This window comes from Arthrobacter sp. MW3 TE3886, assembly GCF_041262145.1.
In the GTDB taxonomy this organism is placed as follows: Bacteria; Actinomycetota; Actinomycetes; order Actinomycetales; family Micrococcaceae; genus Arthrobacter.
Genome location: NZ_JBGCAN010000001.1, coordinates 1,903,451 through 1,928,767, shown reverse-complemented (window position 1 = coordinate 1,928,767; position 25,317 = coordinate 1,903,451). Strand labels below are relative to the sequence as shown.

Sequence of the window (25,317 nt, the reverse complement as noted above, 5' to 3'; positions counted from 1 at the left end):
CCGGCAACCCCTGCCTGTCAGTTATCGAGGCAGGTCGGGCCGAGCAGCACCTTCAGATCGCCGAACAGTGACGGGCTCGGGTTGACGCGGAGGTGCACCGGCAGGCCCATGACCTCCACCCGGGTGTCGCCTTGCAGGTGCAGCCGGACCTCCGAATTTCCGCGGTGGGTGCGCAGCACATCGCCGAGCTCGGTGACCACGGCCTCGGTGGCCTTGTGCGTGGCCATGGTGATCACCACGGGCCCGTTCTGGCTGTCGCTGAGGTCCGGCACAGAGAGCTCCATGCAGTTCAGGGTGACGGCGCCGTCGTCGCGCCGCTGCAGGCGGCCCTTGACCACCACGATCAGGTCCTCCGCGAGCACCGAGGCGATCGGGCCGTAGACCTGGCCGAAGAACATGACCTCCATGGAACCGGCGAGGTCCTCGATTTCGGCGCGGGCGTAGGCGTTGCCGCTCGCCTTGGCGATCCTCCGGCTGAGCGAGGTGATCATGCCCGCGATGGTGACGATCGAGCCGTCCGGCGGCCCGTCTTCGGCGATGATCGAGGTAATCGACCGGTCGGCGTGCTGGCTCAGGAGCCCTTCCAGCCCTTGCAGCGGGTGATCGGAGACGTAGAGGCCGAGCATGTCGCGCTCGAACGCCAGTTTGTCCTTCTTCTCCCATTCCGGCAGGTCCGGGATCTCCGTGCTGAGCGACGCCTCGGGCTCCTGGTCCTCAAAGCCGGCGAAGAGGTCGAACTGGCCGATCGCCTCGTTGCGCTTGAGGGTGATGACGGAGTCGATCGCTTCTTCATGGATCATGGCCAGGGCACGCCGGGGGTGGCCCAGCGAGTCGAAGGCGCCGGCCTTGATCAGGGATTCGATGGTGCGCTTGTTGCAGACCACCGCCGGGACCTTCAGGAGGTAGTCCTTGAAGGAGGTATAGGCGCCTTCTTTTTCGCGCGCCGCCACCATGGCCTCGACGGCGTTCACGCCGACGTTGCGGATGGCGCCCATGCCGAAACGGATGTCGGTGCCCACAGGGGTGAAGTTGAGGGCTGACTCATTGACGTCGGGCGGCAGCACCGTGATGCCCATCCGCCGGCATTCGTTGAGGTAGATCGCCGACTTGTCCTTGTCGTCGCCCACCGAGGTCAGCAGGGCGGCCATGTACTCCGGCGCATAGTGCGCCTTCAGGTACGCGGTCCAGTAGGAGATCACGCCGTAGGCGGCCGAGTGCGCCTTGTTGAAGGCGTAGTCGGAGAACGGCAGCAGGATGTCCCAGAGGGTCTTGACCGCGGCCATGGAATAGCCGTTGTCCTGCATGCCCTGGGAGAAACCGGCGAACTGCTTGTCCAGCTCGGATTTCTTTTTCTTGCCCATGGCGCGGCGCAGGATATCGGCCTGGCCCAGGGTATAGCCGGCGAGCTTCTGCGCCACGGCCATGACCTGCTCCTGGTACACGATCAGCCCGTAGGTCCCGCCGAGGATTTCGGACAGCGGTTCCTCAAGCTCCGGGTGGATCGGGATGACTTCCTGGATCTTGTTCTTGCGCAGCGCGTAGTCGGTGTGCGCGTTGGCGCCCATGGGTCCGGGCCGGTAGAGGGCCAGCACGGCGGAGATGTCTTCGAAGTTGTCAGGCTTCATCAGCTTGAGCAGGGAGCGCATGGGGCCGCCGTCGAGCTGGAAGACGCCCAGCGTGTCTCCGCGGGCCAGCAGCTCGTAGGACGCCGTGTCATCCAGCTCGAGCGTTTCGAGGTCGAGGTCGATGCCGCGGTTCATTTTAATGTTTTCGAGGGCATCGGAAATGATCGTCAGGTTTCGCAGCCCGAGGAAGTCCATCTTGATCAGGCCAAGGCCTTCGGACGTCGGGTAGTCGAACTGGGTGATGACCTGGCCGTCCTGGAAGCGGCGCATGATCGGAATCACGTCAATGATGGGGTCCGAGGACATGATCACGCCGGCGGCGTGCACGCCCCATTGCCGCTTCAGGCCCTCGATGCCCAGCGCAGTCTCGAAGACCTTGGCGGCCTCCGGGTCGGTGCTGATCAGCTGGCGGAAGTCGCCGGCTTCGCTGTAGCGCTTGGACTGGGGGTTCTGGATGTCGGCCAGCGGGATGTCCTTGGCCATCACGGCCGGGGGCAGCGCCTTGGTCAGTGTTTCGCCCATGCTGAACGGGTAGCCGAGCACGCGCGAAGAGTCCTTGAGCGCCTGCTTGGTCTTGATGGTGCCGTAGGTGACGATCATCGCCACGCGTTCGTCGCCGTATTTGCGCGTGACGTAGTCGATCACTTCGGAGCGGCGCCGGTCATCGAAGTCAACGTCGAAGTCAGGCATGGAGACGCGGTCCGGGTTGAGGAAGCGCTCGAAGATCAGGCCGTGGTGCAGCGGGTCAAGGTCGGTGATGCGCATGGCGTAGGCCACCATGGAGCCGGCACCGGAGCCACGCCCGGGACCGACCCGGATGCCGTTGTTCTTGGCCCAGTTGATGAAGTCGGCCACCACCAGGAAGTAGCCCGGGAAGCCCATGGAAGTGATGACTTCGAGCTCATAGTCGGCCTGCTTGCGGACCTTGTCCGGGATGCCCTGGGGATAGCGGTAGTGGAGTCCCTTGTCGACTTCCTTGACCAGCCAGGACGTTTCGTCCTCCCCCTCCGGGCAGGGGAACCGGGGCATGTAGTTGGCGCCGGTGTTGAATGAGACTTCGCAGCGTTCGGCGATCAGGAGCGTGTTGTCGCACGCCTCCGGGTGGTCGCGGAACAGCTCGCGCATTTCCTGCGGTGACTTCAGGTAGTAGCCGCTGCCGGAGAAGGCGAAGCGCGAGCCGCCGTTGTCGTAGGTCGGCTCCAGGAGGGTGGAGCCGGACTGGATGGCCAGCAGGGCCTCATGGGCCTTCGCGTCGTGCTCGTGCGTGTAGTGCAGGTCGTTGGTGGCCACCAGTGGCAGGTTCAGGTCCTTGGCCAGGCGCAGCAGGTCGCCGGTGACCCGCCGTTCGATGTCCAGGCCGTGGTCCATGAGTTCGCAGAAGTAGTTCTCCGCACCAAAGATGTCGCGGAACTCGGCCGCGGCTTCCAGCGCCTCGCGGTACTGGCCGAGCCGCAGCCGGGTCTGGACCTCGCCGGACGGGCAGCCGGTGGTGGCGATGAGCCCTTCCGAGTACGTGTTCAACAGCTCACGGTCCAGCCGGGGCCATTTGCCGAAGACCGAGTCCAGCGAGGCGATCGAGGAGGCCCGGAAGAGGTTCCGCATGCCCACGTTGTTGTAGCTGAGCAGGGTCATGTGCGTGTACGAGCCACCGCCGGAAATGTCATCCTTGCGCTGGTGCTCCTCGCCCCAGCGCACACGGGTCTTGTCCGTGCGGGCGGTCCCGGGAGTCACATAGGCTTCGACGCCGATGATGGGCCTGATGCCCTGGTCGGTTGCGCGCTTCCAAAAGTCGAAGGCTCCGAACAGGTAGCCGTGGTCCGTCGTGGCGAGGGCCGGCATGCCGAGCCGCTCGGTTTCGTCGAACAGCTCACCGAGCCGGGCGGCACCGTCCAGCATCGAGTACTCGGTGTGGTTGTGGAGATGGACAAACGAGTCGTTGCTGGAAGTCACCGGACCATTCTAGTGCCGCGCCGCGACGGCGGCGTGCAGCCACGGCGGTGGGGACGGATCCTGCCGGCCGGGCCGGCAGGATCCGCCGGCCCGGCAGAATCCCTGTGGATTCAGGCCGCCCGTGCCGTGCGGCTCAGGCGTTTCCGGACTCCAGGACCGTCAGCGCGTACTGCAGGTCCTGCGGGTACTCGCTGGCGACGGTAACCCGCTCCCCTGTCCGCGGGTGGTCGAAGGACAGTTCCCTGGCGTGCAGCCACTGCCGGGTCAGCCCGAGGGTGGCGGCCAGCCGCGGGTCCGCGCCGTAGGTGAGGTCGCCGGCGCAGGGGTGGCGCAGGGCCGCGAAGTGCACGCGGATCTGGTGGGTGCGGCCCGTTTCGAGGTGCACCTCAACGAGTGAGGCCTTCCCGAAGGCTTCCAGGACCTCATAGTGCGTCACCGAGTCACGGCCGTCCTCAGTCACCGCGAACCGCCAGTCATGGCCCGGGTGCCGGCCGATGGGCGCGTCGATGGTGCCCGCCAGCGGATCGGGAAGGCCCTGGACGACGGCGTGGTAGACCTTGTCCACGGTGCGTTCCTTGAAGGCGCGCTTGAGCACGGTGTAGGCATTTTCGGTCTTGGCGACCACCATGACCCCGGAGGTCCCGACGTCGAGCCGGTGGACGATGCCGGCGCGCTCCGGGGCACCCGACGTCGAAATCCGGTAGCCGAGCCCGGCGAGGCCACCCACCACTGTGGGTCCCACCCAGCCGGGCGAGGGGTGGGCGGCCACGCCGACCGGTTTGTCGATGACGACAAATTCGTCATCGTCCAGCAGGATCAACAGGTCGTCCACTACTTCCTCCACGATTTCCAGGGGATCCCTGCGGTCCGGCACCACGACCTCGAGCACGGTGCCCAGGGTGAGCTTGAGGGATTTCCCGACCTTCCCTGCGTTGCTGGTGACGTTGCCTTCGGCGATCAGGACGGCGGCCTGGGAGCGGGAGATGTCCATCAGCCTGGCCAAGCCGGCGTCCACGCGGGAACCGGCGAGGTCCTCCGTGACGGTGAAGCGGTGGTGCCCGGCGGGTGCGGTGCCGCCTTCGCCGGCCATATCGGCCGCCATGTCAGCGGCGTTTCCAGCGGCAGTATCAGACATCGTTAGCCACCGTATCCTTCGTTTGGCGCGAGCCATCCAGGGAAATCCCGCGGAGCGTGAGCAGGCAGATGATCACGACGGCGGAGACGACCGCGGAGTCGGCAATGTTGAAGATCGCGAAGTTTGGCAGCTGGATGAAGTCCACCACATGGCCCATCGCGAAAGACGGCTCGCGGAACAGCCGGTCCGTCAGGTTGCCGAGTGCGCCGCCGAGCAGCAGCCCCAGCGCCAGCGCCCACCAGAGCGAGCCGAGCTTGCGCAGCTGCAGCAGGATCGCGACAGACACAGCCGCCATGATGATCGTGAACACCCAGGTGACGTTCTCGCCGATCGAGAACGCCGCCCCCGAGTTGCGGATGTAGAACCAGTGCAGCAGCGGCGGAAAGACGGGGATCCGCTCGCCCTCGGTCATGGTGGTCGTCACCCAGAGCTTGGTCAGCTGGTCGAACACGTAGGCGAAGACCGCGAAGGCAGCGAAGAGGACAAACAGCTTTGCCCGCCGCGGACGGGCGCGGACGGGCTCTGCGGCCTCGACGGGCTGCATGGCGTCTGGTGATGGTGCGTCAGTCATAGGGCTTTCGATCGGGAGCCAGTGCGGGGACCGGGTTCAGGTACCGGCCAGCGCCGGGCACCTGGTCCGGTGCCGGCACGTTGCGGGAAAAGGGAAAAGCCGGCGGCCGAGGAATCCTCAGCCACCGGCTTTCAGAATACTTGCTTTTTGCCCTAGCTGGCTTCGCCAACCTCGGGAGCCGCAACAGAGCCGCGGGCGTCCAGGTCGCGGAGCTGGCCTTCGATGTAGGCCTTCAGGCGTGAGCGGTAGTCGCGCTCGAAACCGCGAAGCTGCTCGACCTTGCGTTCCAGAACGGAGCGCTGCTGCTCGAGGGCACCGAGGATCTTGCGGGACTTTTCCTGCGCATCGTTGACGAGGCTGCTGGCCTCGATCTGGGCTTCAGCGATGATCTTGTCCCGCTGCTGCTCGCCGTCGGCGATGTGCTTGTCGTGCATCTGCTGCGCCATGGCGAGCAGGCCGGCAGCGGACTCCGACGCCGGGGTGGCCGCGCTGCGTGCCGGTTCGACAACCTGGGCGGCCTTGGCAGCCTGCTCGGCTTCCTTCTTCTTGGCGGCTTCTGCCGCCGCCTTTGCCTTGGCCTCAGCCTCGGCCTTGGCGGTGTCTTCCTTCTCGGCCTTGACGGGCGCCGGGACCTTTTCCACCACGGGTGCGGCGGCTGCGGAGCTGGCAGGCGTGCCGGCGCCGGATTCGGCGAGCTTCTTGCGCAGCTCGTCGTTCTCCTGGTTCAGGCGCCGAAGTTCGACGACGATCTCGTCCAGGAAGTCGTCAACCTCGTCCTGGTCGTAGCCTTCGCGGAACTTGGTCGGCTGAAAGCGCTTGTTGACAACGTCTTCTGGCGTCAAAGCCATCTGGTCACCTCGTTGGTCTAGTTAGTCAGTAGGCCTTCCGGCCGTCAAAACTACGGTACCTAAATATGGTCTGGTTCCTCTAATTCAACACCGCAGTGTCAAACCGGAGTTTTCTTTCAGTTTGGGCCTGGGCCCGGGCAGGTCGCTGACCGGCTGCTGCGGCGGCGGCGGCCTATGCTGCGATCGGCTGGGCGTACACCAGGCCCTTGACGACCCACATCGCCACGCTCACGGCCACGAACAGCAGCAGGAAGCCGATGTCCAGCGACATTCCGCCCAGCCGCAGCGGCGGAATGAGCCGGCGGAGCAGTTTGAGGGGCTTGTCCGTGACCGAATACACAGCATGCGCCGTCACGAGTGCCAAACCGCGCGGCCGCCAGCTTCGGGCAAACATCTGCACCCAGTCGTAGACCAGGCGGATGATCAATGCCACGAAAAATAGCAACAGAGCGATATAGACGAGCCCCAAAACAATTCCCATGAGCTAACTCATATCTCCATGTTCATTCCGGATACCGAAGTGTCCTAAGGAAAGTGTTACTTCTATTTCAACACGGATAATTCCGCACGGATGCCAGGCAGGTGTCCCCGCCTGGCATCAGTACCGAATATTCGGGCCTAGCTCTGGTTGAAGAAACTTGCCTGCGTCTCGCTGACCTTCTTGTCGTCGCCAATGACTTCGACGTACGACGGCGAGAGCAGGAAAACCTTGTTCGTCACCCGCTCGATGCTGCCGCGGAGGCCGAAAACAAGACCGGCGGAGAAATCCACGAGGCGCTTGGCGTCAGCCTCCCCCATGTCGGTGACGTTCATGATGACGGGGATGCCGTCGCGGAAGCTTTCGCCGATGAGCTTGGCGTCGTTGTACGACCGCGGATGGATGGTCGTGATCTGCCGGAGTCCGGTGGTCTCTTCGCGGCTCGATGCCGCACGCTTGATGGGTGTCACAGGTGCGCGATATTCCTCTTCAGCGGCGTGAGGCTCTTCCCGGGGGACCTCGCGGACGGGCGCCGGCGCACGTCGTTCCTCGCGGTCCTGCTCCATGGATTCGTCCTCATCCTTGTGCGGTGTGGGGTGCTCAGACTCGTAGTGTTCGTCGCCGTCGGCGAGCCCAAGATAGATCATTGTCTTGCGCAGAGCGCCAGCCATGGTCGACTCCTAATCTTGTCCGTAAGCGGGCCGCTTAGTGACTAGACAGCCTTGGAATCCCCGCCATTACCTTCCAATACGTCGAACTTACCGCAGGGCCGGACGCGGACCGAGAATATCGGAGCCAATGCGCAGGTGTGTCGCCCCGAAGCGGATGGCCTCTTCGAGGTCTTGGCTCATGCCGGCGGATATTCCCGTGGCGTGTGGAAATTGTTCTGCCAGCCGCCCGGAAATGCCTGCCAGCTTTTCGAAGGCAGCCGCCGGGTCCGCCCCGAGCGGGGCAACGGCCATGACGCCGGCGAGCCTGAGTCCGGGGGCGGCGGCCACCTGTTCGGCCAGTGCGGGGACGTCGCCGGGGGCTGCGCCGCCGCGGTGGGCCCCTTCGTCCTCGTCCAGGCTGACCTGGATGAAACAGTCCAGCGGCGGGCGGCCGGTGCGGTCGCTTTCGACGGCCATCGCCTTGGCCAGGGCGGAGGCCACAGCTTCCCGGTCCACGGAGTGCACGGACGCGGCGTACTTCACCACGGATTTGGCCTTCTTGCTTTGGAGCTGACCGATGAAGTGCCAGCTCAGGCCCAGGTCCTGGAGCTGCGCCGCCTTTTCCGCGGCCTCCTGGTCCCGGTTCTCCCCGACGTCGGTGACCCCCAGCGATGCCAGCCGCCGGACGTCCTGCGCTGGATGGAACTTGGTGACGACGATCAGGCGCGGTGGCGTCGCCTGCCGGCCCGCGGCGGCCACGGCGGCGTCGATCCGGCGGCGGACGGCCGCGAGGTTCGCCTCCAGCTGGGCCAGGCGGGGGCCTTCCAGCGCGTCCGTCCGGCTCTCATGATGCTCCCCAGGCGCCGTGGCGGGATTGACGGCGTTGGTGTCGGGGCCCTGCACCGGCTCAGTCATGGCCCTGCGCCCTGGCCCGGCGTGTCCCGTGCGCCCCGTCCGTCCAGGCCAGCCCGGCGAAGCGGCCGGTGTGGCTGTTGCGGCGGTAGGAGAAGAGCGAGTCGTCCTCGAGGGTGCATCCTCCGGAGTATTCGATCGCGACGCCGGCAGCTTCCAGCTGGCTCCGCACCCCGGCCGGCAGGTCCAGGCCAGGGGTGCCGGTGGAGGTGGTGCACCAGGTGGCGGGCACAGCCGCGGCAACGTCCGCCCGCAGCTTGTCGGGGACCTCGTAGCAGCGCCCGCAGACCGAGGGCCCCACCCAGGCGCTGATGCGGTCCGCGCCGAGCTCCCGGAGGCGGGCGACGGCGGCGGGCACCACTTCGGCGGCGACGCCGGGCCGTCCGGCGTGGACGACGCCCAGCACCGGCGCCCCGGCCGGGTCCTCGCCGACCAGGACCACCGGCACGCAGTCCGCCACCAGGACGGCCAGCGGCTCTGTCCGGGAGACCATGGCATCGGCCGTGGGCGCGGCCGGATCTTGGCCGGCGGTGTCCGCGGCCGTGGATCCAACGATGGTGGCGACGTCACTGCCGTGGACCTGGTTCATGTATCGGAAGGACCGACCGCCGAGCCCGGCGGCCGCTTCGAGCTCTGAGCGGCGGCGGCGGACCGCCACGGGGTCATCACCGACATGCAGTGCCAGGTTCCCGGCCCCGGCGTCGGTGAAAGCCACCCATACGCCCGGCCGGACTTCAGCCCGCCAGCAAAACAATCACAACACCGCCATCAACATGTCCGGAATACCTGCGTTCATACAATCCACCGTAACCCGCCGCAAAGCAGCATGGCACCGCCGGACGGCGGTGCCATGCTGAAGCCGAGCTAGTTACGAGCTATTTACTTGAGGAAGTCCGGGACATCCAGGTCATCGGAGTGCCGGCCGGACAGGTCCGGCTCCACGACGGCCGGAAGGTCGACGTCGAAGCCCGAATCCGCCGGCACGGCAGAGGGACGCTGCTGGCCCCAGCCGCCGTAGCCGGAAGCGCCGACAGTGGCGTGCAGCGGCTGGACCGGGGCGGAGGCAGGTGCCTGCGCCGGGGCGGGGGCGGCGGACGTGGGGCGCTGCGGCGCGGCCGGCAGGGACTGGTCCATGGACGGCGACGTGGCCTTGACGTCGTCGAAGCCGGCGGCGATGACGGTGACGCGCGCCTCGTCGCCAAGGGCGTCGTCGATCACGGCGCCGAAGATGATGTTCGCCTCCGGGTGGGCGACTTCCTGGACCAGGCGGGCGGCCTCATTGATTTCGAAGAGGCCAAGGTCCGAGCCGCCCTGGATGGACAGCAGCACACCGTGCGCGCCGTCGATCGATGCTTCCAGCAGCGGGGAGGCGATGGCCAGCTCCGCAGCCTTCACGGCACGGTCTTCGCCGCGGGCGGAACCGATGCCCATCAGCGCGGAACCGGCACCCTGCATGACCGACTTGACGTCGGCGAAGTCGAGGTTGATCAGGCCGGGGGTGGTGATGAGGTCCGTGATGCCCTGGACACCGGAGAGCAGGACCTGGTCGGCGGAACGGAACGCGTCCAGGACCGAGACATTGCGGTCACTGATGGAGAGCAGGCGGTCGTTCGGGATCACGATCAGGGTATCGACTTCATCGCGCAGGGCGTCAATGCCGGCCTCGGCGGAGCCGGCCCGGCGGCGGCCTTCGAACGTGAAGGGGCGCGTCACGACGCCGATGGTCAGGGCGCCAAGGGACCGGGCGATCCGGGCAACGACGGGCGCGCCGCCGGTGCCGGTTCCGCCGCCTTCGCCGGCGGTGACGAAGACCATGTCTGCGCCACGGATGACCTCTTCGATTTCATCAGCGTGGTCCTCCGCGGCCTGCCGGCCAACTTCAGGGTTCGCGCCAGCACCGAGTCCACGGGTCAGCTCACGCCCGACGTCGAGCTTGACGTCGGCATCGCTCATCAACAATGCCTGGGCATCGGTGTTGATGGCGATGAATTCGACGCCGCGAAGACCGACCTCGATCATGCGGTTGACTGCGTTCACGCCACCGCCGCCGATGCCGACGACCTTGATGACGGCCAAGTAATTCTGCGGAGCTGCCACGTTACGTGTCCCTTGTTCGTGTACTAATGCGAAAACTGATCGAGTCCTGCTTGAAGCTTTGAACCTTAACCTTCGACTTGAAGGTTATAGTTATGTCAAGTAACTCATGTCTGTGACGGTATTTCCTATGCAGGGGACATTCAATAACCGGCGCCGCGTGTCGCGCGAATACCGGGCAAATAGCCCCTGTAAGTAGTCCCGCGGGCAGCTGGACGTCCGCTGGACATCCGGCCCGCGGCGGATCCGATTGCCGGCTACCGCGTGACAGGGTGCCGGGGCACGCTGACATCGTAGACCTTCACCGGGTTTTTGGGGTCGGCCGGGACCTTCAGGAGCGCAGACAGGACCCGTGCCTTCAGCTCCTTCTCCCCCGCGTTGCCCCAGACGATTGTCTGCCCGTCGACGAGTTTGAGTTCGACGGCGTCGGCAGACGCGGCAGAGGCGTTGGAGAGCCGCGCCAGCACATCGGCCGGCAGGGCCCCAAGCACCGCCGTGATGGCCTGGAACAGGTCCTTCGGCAGCGTTCCGCTGCCGCCGTCGATCACCGGAAGCGATACCGACGCGGCATCGACGGTGGTGCTGAGCTGGACACCGTCGACGTCCACCAGCTGGAACGTTTTGCCCTGTTTGACCAGGGCCACGGGAATGCGCTCGGTGACGTGCACCTGCAACGTGGCGGGCGGCAGCGCCTTCGCCGTGACGCCCTTGACCTGGACCAGCGGCTTGAGCAGGGCCGTGACCTCCTCCTCGCTGATCTGCGGCAGCGGCTTGCCCTGCAGGGGCGCGAGGGCGGCCTGAACCTGGTCCGGGTGCAGCATTTTTGTGCCCTCCACCGTGACCGTCCGCAGGGCCAGCACGGGCGAGTAGACGGCGGCCGCGACGATGCCGGCCATCAGCACGGCCACGATCCCGATGGTGCTGAGCAGGATCCGCCGGCGGCGCTTGCCCTTGGGCTCGGGGAAGGAGAGGACCTTGCCGGGCCCGTTGTCCGGTGTGCCCTGCAGGTTTTGTGGATTGCGGGCCGGGCCGCCGGCGGTCTCCGCGGCGGTCTTGGACGCCGAAATGACATCCGTGCCCGGTCCGCCGGACGGCGGCCGGGAGCCGGTTCCCGCATTAGTGCCGGCGCCGGTTCCGCCGGTGCCGGATCCCCCGCGGTAGCTGGGGCGCCTGGCGCTAGGCACCGGCGGCCTCGGCCGTCAGGGCCTCGACAACCAGCGGCCCGTAGGCCGTGACGTCACCGGCGCCGGCGGTCAGCACGATGTCCCCCGGTCCGGCGGCCGCCAGCAGTGCCTGCACAGCCTCCCCGTCGGGTCCGACCAGGCGGCCGCCTGAGCCCAGGTGCTCGGCGATCAGGCCGCTGGTGACGCCTGGAATGGGATCCTCGCGGGCAGGATAGATGTCCAGGACCAGGGCCGTGTCCGCCGTGTTGAGCGCTTCGGCGAACTCGCGGGCAAATTCGCGGGTCCGGGAAAACAGGTGCGGCTGAAAGAGCACGTGCACCTTGTGCTCCCCGGCGACCGCCCGTGCCGCGGACAGCGCGGCCCGGACCTCCGTGGGGTGGTGGGCATAGTCGTCGTAGACGCGGACGCCGCGGCCTTCCCCCTTGAACTCGAAACGCCGCGAGGCTCCGGAGAAGTGGGCCAGTGCCGCCGCAGCGGTGTCCGGCGCGACGCCGAGTTCGATCGCCACGGCGAAGGCTGCGGCAGCGTTGAGCGCGTTGTGCCGGCCCGGAACCTGGAGTTCGACGCCGAACGTGCCCGCCGTCGTCGAGATCCCCATCCGGCCAGGTCCCGCGTCGTGCAGCCGGATGGCGGCGTCGTCGTCCGTTCCGTACAGGACCACGCGGGTGTTGCCGCGGGCCACGGTGCGCTCGGCCAGTGCCCTGGCTCCGGGGTCGTCCGCGCACGCCACCAGGACGCCGTCGGCCGGGAGCAGGGCCGTGAAGCTGTCAAAGGAGGCATAGACGGCCTCGGCGGTGCCGTAGAAGTCCAGGTGGTCCGGCTCGACGTTGGTCACCACGGCGATCGTGGGGCGGTAGTTCAGGAAGGAGCCGTCCGACTCGTCGGCCTCGGCGACGAAGATCCCCGCCGTGCCGTGTGCCGCGTTGACCCCGAGCGCCGGGACGTTGGCGCCGATCGCGAACGAGGGGTCCAGTCCGGCGCCTTGCAGCAGGACCGTGATCATGGAGGTCGTGGTGGACTTGCCGTGTGTTCCGGCGACTGCCACCACGGTGTCATCGGCCATCGTGGCGGCCAGCGCCTCGGAGCGGTGCAGCACAGGGAGTCCGGCGGCACGGGCCGCTGCGAGCTCGGGGTTGTCGGGCCGGATCGCAGAGCCGGCGACCACCGTCTGGGCGTCTCCCAGGTTGCCGGGAGCGTAGCCCACGGCGATCCGCGCCCCCGCGGCGGCGAGGTCCGCCATGACGGGCAGCGACTTGGCGTCGGAGCCGCTCACCGGGATGCCGCGGGCCACCATGATGCGGGCAACGGCGGACATGCCGACGCCGCCGATGCCGATGAAGTGAACGCGGCCGAGGGATTCCAGGACACGCGTGCCGTGTTGGGGCTGGGTCATTGCTCTACTGCTTCCTGCCGTGCTGGTTCGTGCGGTGTCGATTCCCGCTGTGCTTGTTCGAGGACGCGACTTCGAGGATGAGATCGGCCATGCGCCGGTCCGCGTTGCGGATGCCGAGCTGTTCGGAGCTGGCGGCCATCCGGGCCAGCCTGTCCGTGTCCTGCAGCAGGGGAATGATGTTGCCGTTGATCCAGTCAGCGGAGAAGGCCTTGTCGTCGACGATCAACGCGCCTCCTGCGGCGACAAGGCCCGCGGCGTTCAGGGCCTGCTCGCCGTTGCCGATGGGCAGGGGGACGAAGACGGCGGGCACACCCACGGCGGCCACCTCGCAGACCGTGGCGGCTCCGGCGCGGGCCAGCAGCAGGTCCGCCGCGGCATAGACGGTTTCCATGCCGTCCACGTACTCCACCTGCCGGTAGCCCGGCGCGGCGAGCGGCTTGCCGTCGGCGTCGTGGACGGACTTGCCGCGGCCGGTGATGTGCAGGGTCTGCACTCCGGCGTCGGCGAGGGCTCCCACGGCCGCGGCGAGGGACCGGTTGATGCTCTGGGCGCCCGAGGAGCCGCCCGTGACGATCAGCGTCGGCCGGTCAGCGTCCAGGCCGAGCGCCTGCCGTGCGCCGGCCCGGGCAGCCGCGCGGTCGAGGCCGGAAATTTCGGGGCGCATGGGCATGCCGACGTGCCGGGCGGCGCGGCCCAGCTTGGTCGCGGCGAAGGCCACTGCCACGTGGGCGCCGAGGGCTGCGCCGACGCGGTTTGCCAGGCCGGGACGGGTGTTGGCCTCGTGGACCACGATCGGGATTCTCCGGCGCCGGGCCGCGAGGTACATCGGCGTGCACACGTAGCCGCCGACCCCCACCAGGACGTCGGCGCCTGCCTCATCCAGGATGGAGCCCGCCTGCTTCACAGCACCGGCCATCCGGCCCGGCAGCCGCAGCAGGTCCGCGGACGGCTTGCGCGGGAGCGGGACACGGCTGATGGTGGCGAGGTCCAGGCCGGCCGCCGGGACGAGCCGCGCTTCCATTCCCCCGGGGGTCCCGACAGCCAGGAGCTGCACTCCGGGGCGGGACTGCCGGAGGGCGCCGGCGATTGCCAGCAGCGGGCTGATATGGCCGGCGGTTCCGCCGCCGGCAAGGACCACGGACAAGGGTGACTCGGTGCTCATGAAGGGCTGTTTACGCTTTCGTACGGTTCTTGGCGGCAGGGTTCTTGGCTGCGGGAGGCTTGGCGGGATTCTTGCCTGCGGGGGCCTTGGCGGGGTTCTTGCCTGCGGGGGCCTTGGGACGGGCTGCGGTGCGGGCGGCGGATCGGCTGGAGGCGGTGCTGGCGGCGGACCGGCTGGCGGCAGTCTTTGCGGCCCGGGCAGCGCGGGCCCTCCGCACGGAATTGGCGAAGGCGGCCGGGCCGAACTTGAGCATCTTCTTCGGCTGCATGCCGGGTTCCATCTGGGCCCGGGCCAGGGACAGGACGACGCCGATGGCACACAGCGACATCAGCAGGGCGGAGCCGCCGTAGGAGATGAAGGGCAACGGGACACCGATCACGGGTGCGAGCCCGGTGACCACGGCCATGTTGACGCTGGCCTGGCCCAGCAGCCAGACCATGATCGTGCCGGCCAGGACGCGGTGGAAGACATCGTGCTGGGCGACGACCACCCGGTAGATGGCAGTGCCGAGGATGGCGAACAGGACCAGGACGACGAGCGTGCCGACCAGTCCGAGTTCCTCGCCGATGATCGCGAAAATGAAGTCGTTGTGCGCTTCCGGGATCCAGCTGTACTTCTGCCGGCTCTGTCCCAGTCCGACGCCGAACCAGCCGCCGGACGCGAGCCCGTACAGGCCGTTGGTGGACTGGTAGTTCAGGTCCGAGCCGTCGGCGCAGGTCTGGCCCGTCCAGGACAGGATGCGGCACATCCGGTTCGGGCTCGTAACGGCGAGGATCGTCGCGCCAAGGGCCAGGACCGCCCCGGCGAAGCCGAAAAGGTAAAGCCGCACGCCGGCGAAGAACAGCGCGGCGGCCACGATGATCATCACGATCATGGCCGTCCCGAGGTCGTTTCCGGCCAGGATGAGGCCCAGGACCGCAATGGCGCCCGGGAGCACGACCGGAATGAGCGCGTGGCGCCATTCGTGGAGGAGCTTGGCTTTGCGGTCAAGCACCGTGGCCATCCAGAGCGCAAGGGCAAGCTTGGCGGCTTCGGAGGGCTGGAAGGTGAACGGTCCGACGTCGATCCAGTTCTGGTTGCCCAGGGCGCTGCGTCCCACGAGAAGGACCAGGCCCAGCAGGGCGATGGCCAGGAATATGAGCGGCCAGGCGAAGCGCCTGAGCCAGACGACGTTCACGCGTGAGAGGACAAACATCGCGAAGACGCCAATCGCGGCGAATCCGCCCTGTTTGAGGGCGGCGGAGTACGGCGACTCCCCCGCGGCGATCGCTTCCACGCTGGAGGCTGAGAGGACCATCATGATGCCGATCGCCGTCAGGGCCAGGGTGGAGCCAAGGATCAGGTAGTACGTGGATCCGTTGCGGGACTTGCCGGTGCCTTCCAGTGCGGACCAGAACCCGCGGTTCCAGGCACGCACCCGGGCCGCGGGCGTGACGGCGGGCCTGCCGGCCGTTGACGGGGCCGCCGAAGGCGTCTTAGTGCCGCTGGTGGCCCCGGCGGTGGCTCGTGCCGCCGTCGTACGTGTGGGCGTGCTGACCATTGTTACTCCTCGCTGGTCTGAGCCTGCCCTTCCACGAGCTCGCGGACAGCTTCGATGAAGGCATCGCCACGGTGAGCATAGGAAGAGAACTGGTCCATGGAAGCAGCCGCCGGGGCCAGCAGCACGGTGTCCCCGGAGGCGGCGAGCTGCGCCGCCGAGGCAACGGCCTGGGCCATCACAGTCTCGCCGAAAATCGGCGAAGGGCCTGCGTCGGCTTTGGCCGTACCGGCAGTCTGCACGTCTTCAGTCTCGCCCTTGCCCTGCCCGATCACGGGGACATCCGGCGCGTGTCGCTCCAGGGCGGCCTGCAGATCGCTGGAGTCCGCGCCGATCAGGACCACGGCCTTGAGCCGGCTGCCCTGTTCCTGGATCAGGGAGTCGTAATTCACACCCTTGGACAAGCCTCCCGCGATCCACACCACATTCTGGAACGCGGACAACGAGGCGGCGGCGGCATGCGGGTTAGTGGCCTTGGAATCGTTGATCCAGAGCACCCCCTCATGCCGGGCCACCAGCTGGATCCGGTGGTCTCCCGGGAGGTAGTTCAGCAGGCCCTGGCGCACAGCCGATGGCTCCACCCCGTAGGCCCTGACCAGGGCGGCGGCTGCCAGCGCGTTGGCCACCATGTGGCGCGGAGCCACCGGCCCCAGGTCGGCGATCGAGGCGAGTTCGGCCGCGCTGTCCTTGCGTTCTGCGATGAACGCCCGGTCCACCAGCAGCCCCTCCACGACGCCGAGCATGCTGATGGCCGGCGTCAGCGTGGTGAAGCCCACGGCCCGGCAGCCTTCCACCACGTCCGCGTCCTCGACCATGCGTTCGGTCTCGATCTGCTCGGCGTTGTAGATGCAGGCCTTCTGCGTGTTCGCGTAGACCTTGGCCTTGTCGGCCAGGTAGGAGGCGTAGGAGCCGTGCCAGTCCACGTGGTCTTCAGCGACGTTGAGGCACACGCTGGCCACCGGCGACACCGAGTGGCTCCAGTGCAGCTGGAAACTGGACAGTTCGACCGCGAAGGCGTCGTAGTCCACGGGGTCGCGCAGGGCGTCCAGGATCGGGGTGCCGACGTTGCCCACGGCGATCGCCTTCAGTCCGGCGGCCTGGAGCATGGACTCGGTCAGGCCCACCGTGGTGGTCTTGCCGTTGGTGCCGGTAATGGCCAGCCAGTCGGCGGTCTTGCGGCCCTCGCGTTCGCGGAGCCGCCAGGCGAGCTCGACGTCGCCCCACACCGGGATGTGCGCCCGCGCCGCGGCGGCGAGCAGGGCCTGGTCCGGGCGCCAGCCCGGGGACGTGACTACGAGGTCCGGCTTCTGCCCGTCGATCTTCGGGACGGACTCCACCGCTTCCTCGCCCAGCAGGACGTCCACCGCGCCGACGATCTTGAGTGTGTCGGCCTGGGCCAGCGCCTTGGCGCTGGTGGCGGCATCCACCACCACCACGCGGGCGCCGAGTTCAATGAGGGTATCGGCGGCGGCGAAGCCGGAGACGCCGATGCCGGTGACCACGACGCGCAGGCCGGACCAGTCGGAATCCCAGGTGGTGAGTCCCTGCAGCCGGGGCGAGGTGGTGAGCGGGGCGGGGATGGGACCGGTCACAGCAGCACCACCCATTCGGCGTAGAAGATGCCCAGGCCGGCGGCGACAAACAACCCGGACAGGATCCAGAACCGGACCACCACGGTGACTTCGGCCCAGCCCTTGAGCTCGAAGTGGTGCTGCAGCGGTGCCATCTTGAAGAACCGTTTGCCCTTGGTGAGTTTGAAGTAGCCCACCTGGATGATGACCGAGAGCGTGATGAGGACGAAGAGCCCGCCGATGAAGGCCAGCAGCAGTTCGGTGCGGGACAGGATGGCGAAGGCGGCGACGGCGCCGCCGATGGCAAGGGAGCCGGTGTCGCCCATGAAGATCTTCGCGGGCGAGGTGTTCCACCACAGGAACCCGACCATCGCCGCGCTCAGGATGGCGGCCAGCAGGGCCAGGTCCAGGGGGTCGCGGACCGAGTAGCAGCCGCTGCCTGCCTGCCGCGGGGATCCGCAGGCCTGGTTGCTTTGCCAGATGCCCATGAGCGTGTAGGCCCCGAACACCATGACGGAAGCGCCGGCGGCCAGGCCGTCGAGGCCGTCGGTGAGGTTCACGCCGTTGGTCGCGGCCGTGACGATCAGGTTGGACCACAGCACAAACAAGATGGCGCCGAGCACGGTTCCGGCGAACGCGAGGTTGAGCCACGGAATATCGCGCACCAGCGAGATCTGGGTGGAAGCGGGGGTCAGGCCCGCGGCATTCGGGAAGTTCAGCGCCAGCACGGCAAAGATGATGCCAACCGCGCCCTGGAGGATCAGCTTGGCCTTGGCGTCCAGGCCCAGGCTGCGCTGCTTGGAGATCTTGATGAAGTCATCCAGGAACCCGACCAGCCCCATGCCCACCATGAGGAACAGCAGGAGCAGCCCGGAGGCGCTTGGCCCCGGTGAGTGCGGGTTCATCATCCACATGATCAGGTGCGTGAGCCCATAGCTGACCAGGACCGCCACGACCACAACGGTGCCGCCCATCGTGGGCGTGCCCCGCTTGGTGTGGTGGGAGGTGGGTCCGTCGTCCCGGATGAATTGGCCGTAGCCCTTGCGGACCAGGAAGCGTATGAACAACGGGGTGCCCACAAACGCGAGGAGCAGCGCCATTCCGGCGCCCATCAGCAGTGCAATCACAGCTGTGCACTCCCTTCGTTGGCGGTTGCGGCAGTTCCCTCAGCAGGTCGCTCGGGAGAGTCTTGGGTGGCACGTGGGGGTAATGCTATCCGATCCCCCAAGTGGCGCAGCCCGATGCCGTTCGATGACTTGAACAGGACCAGGTCGCCGGGCTGGAGCTCGGCTTGGAGAAGATCGTAGGCCTCGTCCGCCGTCTCGGCGAAAACGCATTCGTCGCCCCAGGAGCCCTCGTTGACGGCTGAGACATACAGCGACCGCGCCTCCCGGCCCACCACGACGAGCCGGGAGATGTTCAGCCGCACCACCTGGGTGCCGACTGCCATGTGCTCGCGGATGGAATCCGGGCCCAGTTCCAGCATGGCGCCCAGGACCGCCCACGTGCGGCGGCCCTGGCCCAGCTCGGCCAGTGTCCGCAATGCTGCCCGCATGGACTCCGGGTTGGCGTTGTAGGCGTCGTTGATGACGGTCACGCCGTCGGGACGCTCCGTGCGCTCCATCCGCCAGCGGCTGGCGGCGGTCTGGGCGCTGAGCGAAGCCGCGATCTGCGCGCCGGGGATGCCGGCCGCGTGCGCCGCGGCCGCAGCCGCGAGGAGGTTGGCCATGTGATGGGCGCCGATCAGCTTGGCGGCGACGTGGTGCCGGGTTGCTTCCTGCTGCGCCGTGACGTCGGCAGGGAGGTAGAGCTCAAATTCCGGGTGCCCGTCCGCGTTCAGTTCCACATCCGCGGCCCTCACCACATCGGCCTGGGCCACATCGGCCTGGACGCTGTGGTCCTCGTCTGTGCCGGCCGCGCGTGAGGTGAAGCCGAGCACACGGGCCCGGGTCCGGGTGGCCATCGCGGCGACGCGGGAGTCGTCCAGGTTCAGCACGGCGGTGCCCCCGGCCGGGAGCGCCTCCACGAGTTCGCCCTTGGCGACTGCGATGTTGTCGACGCCGCCGAACTCCCCGGCGTGGGCGGAGCCGACGCCGAGGACGACGCCGATCTCCGGCCGGACCATGTCCGCGAGGTATTGGATGTGGCCGATGCCCGTGGCGCCCATCTCGATGACGAGGTAGCGGGTGTCGAAGTCGGCTTTGAAGACCGTGAGCGGCACGCCGATCTCGCCGTTGTAGGACCCTTGCGGCGCAACTGTGGCGCCGTCGGCGCCGGCGGCCGCGAAGATCCCGGCGAGCAGGTCCTTCGTGGTGGTCTTGCCCGCGGAGCCGGTGATGCCGACCACGGTGAACGCGGCGCCGGCCGCGGCGCGGCTGGCCCGGATCCGGCGGACGGCTTCGGCGGCCAGTGCGCCCATGGCCAGGACGGCGTCCTCAACGACGACGGCGGGATAGCCCGTGCCGGCGGCGTCGGCCACTTCGCGCTCCACGAGCGCCAACACGGCGCCCCGGTCAAAGGCGGCGCCGACGAAGTCATGTCCGTCGGCGTTCTCCCCCGGTTTGGCCACATAGAGGGAACCCGCCGTGGCCTCGCGGGAGTCGGTCACCACGGAGGCGGGGGTAATTCCCGGTTCCGCGGCGAGCCGGCCGTTGGTTATGTCGGCGATTTCCGCCGCTGTAAATGCAATCATCTCGGTTTAGGACTCTATCCGGTGGTCTTCGAGAACGGTGAATCCCCGTGCTGTCAAGGCGTTCCGAAGCTCCACCCGGTCATCCAGTGCCAGGTTGACTCCCTTAACTTCCTGCCACACCTCGTGCCCGCGCCCGGCCACGAGGATGGTGTCCCCGGCTCCGGCGAGCTCTACGGCTTTCAGGATGGCGGCGTCGCGCGGGAAGACCTCCAAGACTGTGCAGTCCAGGCCTTCGTCGTCCTTGGCCGCCAGGGCCCCGGCAAGGACGTCCGCGCGGATGGCTGCCGCGTCCTCGTCGTGGGGGTCGTCGTCGCTGACAATCACGGTGTCCGCCAGCCGGGCCGCGATGGCCCCCATGGCGGGGCGTTTGCCCTGGTCCCGCTGTCCGGTGGCGCCGAAAACGATGATCACCTTGGATCCGGGTTCCGGGGACCGGACGGCTTCGAGGGCACGGGCCAGGGCGTCGGGGTTGTGCGCGAAGTCCACCACGGCGGCCGGGGCGGTGGACACGAGCTGCATCCGGCCGGGCACCGCGACGGTGAAAGGGTCGGCGGCGTCGAGGGCGGCCTGCACGGCGGCCGGCTCGTGGCCGCCGGCGAGGACCATCACTGTGGCCAGTGCGGCGTTGGCGACGTTGAAGCCGCCCGGCAGGCCGGTGTGGACGCGCAGCTCGGCGCCGTCGCGGTGCCGGAGGACGAAGTCGGAGCCGAGGCCCCGCGGAACGGTCCGGACGACAGTCCAGTCCGCGGTCCGGTCGGCGGTGCCCTCGGCGTCCGCCGGCCCGGCGCCGTCGGTCCCGGCCGTGGCCAGGGTCGTGACCGGGATTTCGGCGGCGGCCGCGAGTTTCCGGCCCCAGTCATCGTCGATGGTGACCACGGCGGCGCGGGCGCGTTCCGGCGTGAACAGCCGGGCTTTGGTCTGGAAGTACTCCTCCATGGTCCCGTGCAGGTCCAGGTGGTCCTGGGTGAGGTTCGTGAAGCCGGCGACGTCGAACACCACCGCGTCGACGCGGTGGAAGGACACGGCGTGCGAGGAAACCTCCATGGAGGCGGCATCGAGCCCGCGTTCGCGCATGAGCGCCAGCAGGGCGTGCACATCCGTGGATTCGGGAGTGGTCAGCAGGCTCGGGATCGGCTCCCCGCCGGCCAGGATCTCAATCGTCCCGATCAGCCCGGTCCGCTTGCCCAGCGCCCGCAGCAGGGCATTGATGAAATAGGTGGTGGTGGTCTTGCCGTTGGTGCCTGTCACCCCGAAGAGGGCCGGTGCCCCGGCTCCGTCGGGCCTGCTCTGGTAGATGAGTGCGGACAGCCGGCCGACCACGCTGCGCGGCTCGCCGGCCAGCAGCACCGGGACGGCGATGTCGTGGCCCAGGGCCAGCAGGCGCGCCCCGGCGTCGTCTGTCAGGACCGCCACGGCGCCGGCGTCGACGGCCTGGGACACGAAGTCGGCCCCGTGCCGTGTGGCGCCCGGCAGGGCCACGTACAGGTCTCCCGGGCGGACCGACCGGGAGTTCAGGGAGATCCCGGTGACCGGGACGGAGCCGGACACCCCGGGTACGGCGACGCCGATCGCCGCGCCGATGGCTGCCAGCGGCACTGCGGCAACCGCAGTGGGCCGGAAGCCCGGGGTGGAGTCATGGCCGGACGGCGCGGAAGCATCGGGGTCGGTGAGCTCTGACAAGTGGATCTCCGTTGTGGTGCTAGTGGATCGGGCACTGAACTAATCGGGCACTGAATGAAATCTGGCACTGAATGAATCGGGCACTGAACTGATCGGGACCCGGTGGACCGGGCCCTCGCACGCAGACGTGTTTCCGGCGCGCAGGCAGTGGGTGTGGCGCCGGCTGGTGACTTCCGGGCGCCGGGTGGAACAGGCGCTACTTGGCGTACTGCGGCAGCCTCGCGGGTTCGCCGGTGGAGGGCTGGACGTTGAAAGTGCGCAGCGTCTGGCTCATCACCGAACGGAACACCGGTCCGTTGGTGATTCCGAAGATGCTTCCCTTGGGCCGTTGCAGGACCACCTCAACAATAAACCGCGGATCGTCCATGGGCGCCATTCCGATGATGGAGGCCGTATAGCCGCAGAACCCTGATTTGCCGTCGTCGCAGGGTGATTCGGATGTGCCCGTCTTGGCGCCCACCCGGTACCCGTCGATCGCGGCTTCCTTGATCTCGCCCTCGGTTACGGCGCTCTCAAGGATGTCGCGGACCTGTTTGGCGGTCTCCTTGGAGACAACCTGCTGCGGGGCCTTGGCCGGGACTTTTTCCTCGGCACCGTCGTCCGGGTTGATGTAGCTGTCGATCAGGCGCGGCTGGAGCATCACGCCGTCGTTGGCGATGCTCTGGTAGGCCCGGACAGTCTGGAGGGTGGTTTGGGCGACGCCCTGGCCGAAGAGCACGGTGTACTGCTGGCGTCCGTCCCACTGGTCGGCCGGGGTCAGGATGCCCTTGGATTCGGCCGGCAAACCGATGTCGGGGGCCTCGCCGATGCCGAACTTCCGCAGCCAGTCATAGCGCTGGTCCTTGCTTAGGCGCTGGCCCACCATGACTGTGCCGGTGTTCATGGAGTAGCCGACAATCCCCGCCAGCGTCCGTTGCTCGGTGCCGTGTTCGAACGCGTCGCTGAAGGTCTGTCCGTCCACGGTGTAGGTCGGTGGAATGGTGAACCTGTCCAGCGGGCTGGACTTCCCTTCCTGGATCGCAGCTGCGGCCGTGATCATCTTCTCCACCGAGCCGGGCTCGTAGGCGGCGGTGACGGCCCGGACCCCGCGGTCCTCGGCGGCAACCTTGCCGGGGTCGTTCGGATCCGGGGAGTCGGTATCGGCCATGGCCACGATGTTGCCGGTCTTGGCGTCTTGGACCACAATCACGCCCCACTCGGCGCTGAGCTTGTCCTTCTGGCTTTGGATCGCCTGCTGGGAAAAGTACTGCAGGTCCGAGTTCAGCGTGAGTTTGATGTCCTTGCCGTTCACCGCCGGCGTCAATTGGTCCACGCCCACGGGGATGCGCAGTCCGTCGGCGCCGATTTCAAACAGGCGCTTACCCGGTGTCCCTTTGAGGATCTCGTCCTGGGTCTGCTCGAGGCCCGCCTGTCCGGTGCTGCCGTCCTTGAGGAATCCGACAATTCCGCCGGCCACGGCGCCGTTGGGATAGACCCGCTTGCTGGTGCCTTCGGTGACGATACCGGGAATCTGCAGCTTGGACACCTTGTCCTCGATGTCCGGCTTCAGGTCCTTGGCCACGATGTAGTAGCGCTGGGTTCCGGTCAGGGCATCGCGCAGGATGCCGCGGTCCATGCCGAGCACGGCGGCGAGTTCGGAGATGCCCTGGTCCCGGGTGACCTTGACGAGCTCGTCCTTGCCGTTGATGGTCTCGAGCCGGCGGAAGGACTCGGTTTTGGTGTTGACCGTCTGGTCCACCACGACGTTGTAGCGGATGACGCTGCTGGCCAGGACCGTGCCGGAGGAATCGAGGATGCTGCCGCGCTCCGCAGGCAGCACGGTGGGCGTGAGCCGGTTGTTGAGGGCGGCCTCAGCCATGCCTCCGATGTCCAGGCCCTGGACCATGAACAGCTTGCCGCCGACCACCAGCAGGAGCGCCAGCATGATGCCGAGCCCCACGCGGAGCCGCCGGGTGGCGTTTGGGGCTTTCGCCTTGCTTGCCCTGCCGGAGTTCTTCGCCACGGTGAGTCCTTGCTGCTTGCCTTGCTGGTGGTCAGTGAACGTTACTGCCCCGGCGTCTTCTGTGCGGGGGCGGGCACCGATCCGCCGTGGAGCTCCACGGCAGGGGCGGCAGGTTTCGGTGCGGGGGCGGGCTTCGCAGCCGCCGGCGCCTTAACTGTGTCCGCCGGTTTGGTGTCCGCCGGCTTGCGCTGGGCGAGGGGCTCGTTCTCCGTGACCGGCGGGACCACCGTGAGCTGCCCGGCGACGGCCGGTGCGGCGATGACGGCGCCCGGGGCATCACCCTTGACCGCCGGTTTGGCCTTGCCGGTGACGCTGAGGGTCGAGAGATCGATCTGGCCCTTGGCGACGGAAGCCACCATGCCCAGTTCCGTTGCCTTGGCCGCGAGGTTCTGCGGCGCGTCGAAATTCTGGACCTGCTGGGTAAGGTCCTGGTTCTGCTTGGTCAGGGTGGTCTGCTCACTGCGGAGCTGGACCAGCTGGTACTGGGCAGAGGAGACGGAGATGTTCAGGACCAGCACGGCCATGAGGGCAATCGCCAGAAGTCCGAAGCAGAGGACCACGAATGGTGCGCGGCGCTTGCGCGGCACGGAGCGGACCACCGAAAGCGGGGTGCGTGCCTTGCGGGGCTGGTCAAGGCCGGGGCGGAGGCCGGGCAGGGCACGGGCAGTGGCGCCCTGGGCAACGGGGTAGCTGTTGACGGCGGCGGTGCTCATGCGGCTCTCCTGGCTTTGATGCGTTCGACGGCGCGCAGCCGGGCGGAAGCTGCGCGGGGGTTTTCGGCGATTTCAGCGGCGGTGGGTACCTCGGTGCCCTTCGTCAGGGTCTTGAGTTCGGCTTTGTGCTCTTCGAGCTCGACCGGGAAGCCGAGCGGTGCCGAGGACTTCGATCCGGCCTGGAAGAAGCCCTTGACAATCTTGTCTTCCAGGGAGTGGTAGGACATGACCACCACACGGCCGCCGAGGGCGATGGCCTCGATCGCTGCCGGGATGGCGCGCTCGAGGACGTCCAGTTCCTCGTTGACCTCGATCCGGAGCGCCTGGAAAGTGCGTTTCGCGGGGTGGCCGCCGGATTTGGCGGCACCGGCTGGCACCACGGCCTTGATCTGATCGACCAGTTCGCCGGTGGTGGTGAAGGGCTTTTCGGCGCGCGCGGCCACGATCCTGTTCGCGATGCGGCCGGCGAACTTCTCTTCGCCCCATTTCCGGATGATCCGGACGAGGTCTTCTTCGCTGTAATTATTGACGACGTCGGCGGCCGTCTGCCCGCGGCTGGTGTCCATCCGCATGTCCAGGGGCGCGTCGAAGGAGTAGGCGAACCCACGCTCCCGCTCGTCCAGCTGGAGCGATGAGACGCCAAGGTCCATGAGCACACCGTGGACTTCGGTGAAGCCCAGGTCCTCGAGGACGTCCGGGATTTCGTCGTAGACGGCGTGCACGAGGTCGGTCCGGTTCTCGAAGGGCGCCAGCCGGGCCCCCGCCAGCGCCAGGGCTTCCTCGTCGCGGTCGATGCCGATCAGGTGAAGGTCCGGGAAGCGCTGCAGGAGTGCCTCGGAGTGACCGCCCATGCCGAGCGTCGCGTCGATCACCACGGGGGTCTCGCCGCGGCTCCGGGCGGCCTCGATGCCGGGGGCCAACAAATTGATGCACCGGTCCTTGAGGACCGGTACATGGCGTTCGGACGTCGGCTTCGCCTGGTCGGGATCCGTCATGCCTTCATCCTTTCGTTGGCCTTGTTGGTTGCGCCTTGCGGGGTTGCGCTTTGCTGGTTGCGCGTTGCTTGGTACTGCTCTTACGCAACGTTCCTTGGTCCAGATCCCCATCCGCGCCTATCCTG

General features: G+C 67.7%; 20 protein-coding genes. All 20 read right to left on the bottom strand.

Translation table 11 applies throughout. From position 1 onward, the window contains the following. Positions 1-17: 17 nt before the first annotated feature. The 20 genes from dnaE to rsmH all read right to left on the bottom strand — a co-directional run bounded on the left by dnaE (position 18) and on the right by rsmH (position 25,192). Complete coding sequence (dnaE, locus tag ABH915_RS08745) at positions 18-3,575, bottom strand: DNA polymerase III subunit alpha (protein ID WP_018772357.1); 3,558 nt, start codon at positions 3,573-3,575, stop codon at positions 18-20. A 133-nt stretch (positions 3,576-3,708) separates the two neighbouring features. Continuing rightward, positions 3,709-4,677, bottom strand: a complete 969-nt coding sequence (locus ABH915_RS08740) for an RluA family pseudouridine synthase (RefSeq protein WP_370124975.1) — start codon at positions 4,675-4,677, stop codon at positions 3,709-3,711. A 25-nt stretch (positions 4,678-4,702) separates the two neighbouring features. Next, positions 4,703-5,281, bottom strand: a complete 579-nt coding sequence (gene lspA, locus ABH915_RS08735) for a signal peptidase II (RefSeq protein WP_026266244.1) — start codon at positions 5,279-5,281, stop codon at positions 4,703-4,705. A 152-nt stretch (positions 5,282-5,433) separates the two neighbouring features. Continuing rightward, positions 5,434-6,129, bottom strand: a complete 696-nt coding sequence (locus ABH915_RS08730) for a DivIVA domain-containing protein (RefSeq protein WP_018772354.1) — start codon at positions 6,127-6,129, stop codon at positions 5,434-5,436. Positions 6,130-6,301: 172 nt separating this feature from the next. Then, positions 6,302-6,610 carry a YggT family protein gene (locus ABH915_RS08725; protein ID WP_018772353.1) on the bottom strand — a complete coding sequence of 103 codons (309 nt, stop codon included), beginning with the start codon at positions 6,608-6,610 and terminating at the stop codon, positions 6,302-6,304. A gap of 137 nt (positions 6,611-6,747) precedes the next feature. After that, complete coding sequence (locus ABH915_RS08720; protein WP_230008814.1) at positions 6,748-7,278, bottom strand: cell division protein SepF; 531 nt, start codon at positions 7,276-7,278, stop codon at positions 6,748-6,750. Between the two features lie 87 nt (positions 7,279-7,365). After that, complete coding sequence (locus ABH915_RS08715) at positions 7,366-8,172, bottom strand: YggS family pyridoxal phosphate-dependent enzyme (protein WP_370119984.1); 807 nt, start codon at positions 8,170-8,172, stop codon at positions 7,366-7,368. Then, on the bottom strand, positions 8,165-8,923 hold the full coding sequence (locus ABH915_RS08710) for a polyphenol oxidase family protein (protein ID WP_370119981.1): 759 nt from the start codon (positions 8,921-8,923) through the stop codon (positions 8,165-8,167). Before ABH915_RS08710 ends, ABH915_RS08715 begins: the two co-directional genes overlap by 8 nt. A 125-nt stretch (positions 8,924-9,048) precedes the next feature. Then, positions 9,049-10,266, bottom strand: coding sequence for a cell division protein FtsZ (gene ftsZ / locus ABH915_RS08705; RefSeq protein WP_026266241.1), 1,218 nt, complete (start codon positions 10,264-10,266; stop codon positions 9,049-9,051). A 254-nt stretch (positions 10,267-10,520) separates the two neighbouring features. Further along, a complete protein-coding gene (locus ABH915_RS08700) occupies positions 10,521-11,447 on the bottom strand; it encodes a cell division protein FtsQ/DivIB (protein ID WP_370119977.1) in 927 nt (308 codons plus the stop codon). Further along, a complete protein-coding gene (murC, locus tag ABH915_RS08695; RefSeq protein WP_370119974.1) occupies positions 11,440-12,840 on the bottom strand; it encodes a UDP-N-acetylmuramate--L-alanine ligase in 1,401 nt (466 codons plus the stop codon). The genes ABH915_RS08700 and murC overlap by 8 nt, the downstream gene beginning before the upstream one ends. A gap of 4 nt (positions 12,841-12,844) precedes the next feature. Continuing rightward, positions 12,845-14,002, bottom strand: a complete 1,158-nt coding sequence (gene murG, locus ABH915_RS08690) for an undecaprenyldiphospho-muramoylpentapeptide beta-N-acetylglucosaminyltransferase (RefSeq protein WP_370119971.1) — start codon at positions 14,000-14,002, stop codon at positions 12,845-12,847. Between the two features lie 10 nt (positions 14,003-14,012). Then, the gene (gene ftsW, locus ABH915_RS08685) at positions 14,013-15,542 is read right to left on the bottom strand and encodes a putative lipid II flippase FtsW (protein ID WP_370119968.1); all 1,530 of its coding nucleotides are present in this window, start codon (positions 15,540-15,542) and stop codon (positions 14,013-14,015) included. A 2-nt stretch (positions 15,543-15,544) separates the two neighbouring features. Then, positions 15,545-17,146 carry a UDP-N-acetylmuramoyl-L-alanine--D-glutamate ligase gene (gene murD / locus ABH915_RS08680; protein ID WP_370119965.1) on the bottom strand — a complete coding sequence of 534 codons (1,602 nt, stop codon included), beginning with the start codon at positions 17,144-17,146 and terminating at the stop codon, positions 15,545-15,547. Next, positions 17,128-18,237, bottom strand: coding sequence for a phospho-N-acetylmuramoyl-pentapeptide-transferase (gene mraY / locus ABH915_RS08675; protein WP_018772343.1), 1,110 nt, complete (start codon positions 18,235-18,237; stop codon positions 17,128-17,130). The genes murD and mraY overlap by 19 nt, the downstream gene beginning before the upstream one ends. Further along, positions 18,234-19,802 carry a UDP-N-acetylmuramoyl-tripeptide--D-alanyl-D-alanine ligase gene (murF, locus tag ABH915_RS08670; protein WP_370119961.1) on the bottom strand — a complete coding sequence of 523 codons (1,569 nt, stop codon included), beginning with the start codon at positions 19,800-19,802 and terminating at the stop codon, positions 18,234-18,236. The genes mraY and murF overlap by 4 nt, the downstream gene beginning before the upstream one ends. A 6-nt stretch (positions 19,803-19,808) precedes the next feature. Beyond that, a complete protein-coding gene (locus tag ABH915_RS08665) occupies positions 19,809-21,482 on the bottom strand; it encodes a UDP-N-acetylmuramoyl-L-alanyl-D-glutamate--2,6-diaminopimelate ligase (RefSeq protein ID WP_370119958.1) in 1,674 nt (557 codons plus the stop codon). A gap of 196 nt (positions 21,483-21,678) precedes the next feature. Beyond that, on the bottom strand, positions 21,679-23,484 hold the full coding sequence (locus ABH915_RS08660) for a peptidoglycan D,D-transpeptidase FtsI family protein (protein ID WP_370119955.1): 1,806 nt from the start codon (positions 23,482-23,484) through the stop codon (positions 21,679-21,681). A gap of 41 nt (positions 23,485-23,525) precedes the next feature. Continuing rightward, on the bottom strand, positions 23,526-24,197 hold the full coding sequence (locus tag ABH915_RS08655) for a hypothetical protein (protein WP_370119952.1): 672 nt from the start codon (positions 24,195-24,197) through the stop codon (positions 23,526-23,528). Continuing rightward, on the bottom strand, positions 24,194-25,192 hold the full coding sequence (rsmH, locus tag ABH915_RS08650) for a 16S rRNA (cytosine(1402)-N(4))-methyltransferase RsmH (RefSeq protein WP_370119950.1): 999 nt from the start codon (positions 25,190-25,192) through the stop codon (positions 24,194-24,196). The genes ABH915_RS08655 and rsmH overlap by 4 nt, the downstream gene beginning before the upstream one ends. Between the last annotated feature and the right edge of the window lie 125 nt (positions 25,193-25,317).

What these genes read in the sequence shown, in the direction of transcription:
- ABH915_RS08730 (WP_018772354.1), bottom strand. Translation starts at nt 6,129, where the DNA reads ATGGCTTTGACGCCAGAAGACGTTGTCAACAAGCGCTTTCAGCCGACC.
- rsmH (WP_370119950.1), bottom strand. Translation starts at nt 25,192, where the DNA reads ATGACGGATCCCGACCAGGCGAAGCCGACGTCCGAACGCCATGTACCG.
- lspA (WP_026266244.1), bottom strand. Translation starts at nt 5,281, where the DNA reads ATGACTGACGCACCATCACCAGACGCCATGCAGCCCGTCGAGGCCGCA.
- murF (WP_370119961.1), bottom strand. Translation starts at nt 19,802, where the DNA reads ATGATTGCATTTACAGCGGCGGAAATCGCCGACATAACCAACGGCCGG.
- murG (WP_370119971.1), bottom strand. Translation starts at nt 14,002, where the DNA reads ATGAGCACCGAGTCACCCTTGTCCGTGGTCCTTGCCGGCGGCGGAACC.
- murC (WP_370119974.1), bottom strand. Translation starts at nt 12,840, where the DNA reads ATGACCCAGCCCCAACACGGCACGCGTGTCCTGGAATCCCTCGGCCGC.
- ABH915_RS08720 (WP_230008814.1), bottom strand. Translation starts at nt 7,278, where the DNA reads ATGGCTGGCGCTCTGCGCAAGACAATGATCTATCTTGGGCTCGCCGAC.
- murD (WP_370119965.1), bottom strand. Translation starts at nt 17,146, where the DNA reads ATGGGTGGTGCTGCTGTGACCGGTCCCATCCCCGCCCCGCTCACCACC.
- ABH915_RS08715 (WP_370119984.1), bottom strand. Translation starts at nt 8,172, where the DNA reads ATGACTGAGCCGGTGCAGGGCCCCGACACCAACGCCGTCAATCCCGCC.
- ABH915_RS08725 (WP_018772353.1), bottom strand. Translation starts at nt 6,610, where the DNA reads ATGGGAATTGTTTTGGGGCTCGTCTATATCGCTCTGTTGCTATTTTTC.
- ftsW (WP_370119968.1), bottom strand. Translation starts at nt 15,542, where the DNA reads ATGGTCAGCACGCCCACACGTACGACGGCGGCACGAGCCACCGCCGGG.
- ABH915_RS08740 (WP_370124975.1), bottom strand. Translation starts at nt 4,677, where the DNA reads ATGGCGGCCGATATGGCCGGCGAAGGCGGCACCGCACCCGCCGGGCAC.
- ABH915_RS08655 (WP_370119952.1), bottom strand. Translation starts at nt 24,197, where the DNA reads ATGAGCACCGCCGCCGTCAACAGCTACCCCGTTGCCCAGGGCGCCACT.